1 protein-coding gene is annotated in these 2477 nt (G+C 65.5%); it reads left to right on the top strand.

From position 1 onward, the window contains the following. The coding region (gene fdh, locus RM423_RS24475; protein WP_311425650.1) for a formate dehydrogenase at positions 1–2340 on the top strand (2340 nt) is incomplete at its 5' end. Positions 2341–2477: the final 137 nt, after the last annotated feature.

The following is a 2477-nucleotide window of genomic DNA, read 5'->3' as shown; positions in this document are numbered from 1 at the left end:
TTCCGCGACACCGAGGACCTCGACGGGTTGTTCTCCGGCTGGGACGCAGAAGAAGGCCAGTACGACACCTCGAGCTGGCAGTACGAGGGAACCGAGATCGCCGCATCGGCCGGCAAACGCGACCAGCAGTACGAGGACCGAACCGGCGATGATCAGCGCAGCGTCGGGAGCAAGGAATCCGCGCGCGGACATTCCCATGGCAGCGGCGGTCCCACGATCGTTGGGACGCCCCGGACCGACCCGACGCTGCAGCATCCCCGCTGCGTCTACCAGATCCTCAGGCGGCACTTCGCGCGCTATACCCCCGAGATGGTGCAGGACATCTGCGGCATCCCGCAGGCGTTGTTCGCCCAGGTCGCGGACGCTCTGGTCACCAACTCAGGCCGGGAGCGGACCACCGCCTTCGCCTACGCCGTCGGGTGGACCCATCACACGGTCGGCGTCCAGTACATCCGCACGGCGGCGATACTGCAGACCCTGCTGGGCAACATCGGCAGGCCCGGCGGCGGAATCCTCGCGCTACGCGGTCACGCCAGCATCCAGGGCTCCACCGACATCCCCACCTTGTTCAACATTCTGCCCGGCTACATACCGATGCCGCACGCACATGAGCACGAGACGCTGGCGGACTTCGTGTCGGCCGACGCGGGCAAGAAGGGCTACTGGGGCCACATGGACGCATACACCGTCAGCCTGCTCAAGGCGTGGTGGGGCGATGCGGCGACCGCGGAGAACGACTACTGCTTCGATTACCTGCCGCGGCTGACGGGTGACCACGGAACCTATAACACCGTGATGCGTCAGATCGACAGCCCCTCCCGAGGAGCTGGCGGATACTTCGTCGTGGGCGAGAATCCCGCTATCGGGTCGGCAAACGGAAAGATGCAACGGCTCGGTATGGCCAATCTCGACTGGCTCGTCGTTCGTGACATGGTGATGATCGAGTCGGCCACTTGGTGGAAGGACGGTCCCGAGATCGAGACCGGCGAGCTGCGGACCGGTGACATCGGCACCGAGGTGTTCTTTCTGCCGGCCGCGGCGCACACGGAGAAGAACGGTAGCTTCACCAACACCCAGCGGATGCTGCAGTGGCACCACCAGGCTGTCGAGCCGGCCGAAGATGCCCGAAGCGAACTGTGGTTCTACTTTCACCTCGGCCGCATCATCCGGCAGAAGCTCGCGGGCTCAACAGACGAGCGCGACCGGCCGCTGCTGGACCTCACCTGGGATTACCCCACCGAAGGGACTATTGCCGAGCCCGACGCCGAGGCCGTGCTGGCCGAGATCAACGGCCGTGATGCTCAGGGGCAACCGCTCGGCGCCTACACCGAGCTCAAGGCCGACGGCAGCACTACCTCCGGGTGTTGGATCTACTGCGGTGTCTACAAGGACGGGGTCAACCAGGCTGCGCGCCGTAAGCCAGGCAGCGAGCAGAGCTGGGTTGCGCCGGAATGGGCGTGGGCGTGGCCTGCGAACCGGCGCATCATCTATAACCGTGCCTCGGCAGACCCGGCCGGCAAACCGTGGAGCGAGCGCAAGGCCTACGTCTGGTGGGACGAGGAGCAGGGCAAGTGGGTCGGTCACGACGTACCTGACTTTCAGCCCGACAAGCGCCCGGACTACCGGCCGCCCGAAGGCGCGAAGGCAGAGGACGCGATTGCCGGGGACGACCCGTTCATCATGCAAGCAGACGGTAAGGCCTGGCTCTACGTTCCGGCTGGGCTCAGCGACGGCCCGCTTCCGAGCCACTACGAACCCCAGGAATCTCCCTTCGACAATGCGCTTTACTCCGAGCGGGCCAACCCGGCGCGAAAGCAGTATCCGCGGAGAGAGAACCATTACAACCCAGCGGGCAGCGATCCGGGAAGTGACGTGTTTCCTTACGTGTTCACCACGTACCGGCTGACCGAGCACCACACCGCCGGTGGCATGAGCCGCTGGCTGCCCTACCTTTCAGAGCTTCAGCCGGGCATGTTCTGCGAGATCAGCCCGGAGCTGGCGCGTGAACGCCAGATCGAGCATCTCGGTTGGGCGACGATCGTCACGGCACGAACGGCGATCGAGGCGCGGGTGCTGGTCACCGAACGGCTGAGGCCACTGAAGGTTCAGGGTCGCACCGTCCATCAAGTGGGTCTGCCCTACCACTGGGGCAGCAACGGTCTGACGCAGGGCGATGCGGCGAACGAATTGCTGTCCGTGGCCCTGGACCCGAATGTCCACATCCAGGAGAGCAAAGCCGGCTCGTGCGATATTCAGGCCGGCCGCCGACCCCGAGGGCCGGCCCTGCTGGAGTACGTGGCGGAATACCGGCGACGGGCGGGGATCGGCACGACCGCATAGCACGGCACGGGATTATTGTGCGCGTTCCGGGTCGTTGTCGTGTTGGTTGGCTGGGCCGATCGGGCTGATGACGAATTCGGTGTCGCGGGGCGGATGGTCCTTGCGGGCGTAGGCCTCGGCGTCCATTTGGGCGATGA

The organism is Jatrophihabitans lederbergiae, from assembly GCF_031845305.1.
In the GTDB taxonomy this organism is placed as follows: Bacteria; Actinomycetota; Actinomycetes; order Mycobacteriales; family Jatrophihabitantaceae; genus Jatrophihabitans_A; species Jatrophihabitans_A lederbergiae.
The sequence above is the reverse complement of the archived record's forward strand: the minus strand, read 5'-3'. Positions and strand labels throughout refer to the sequence as shown.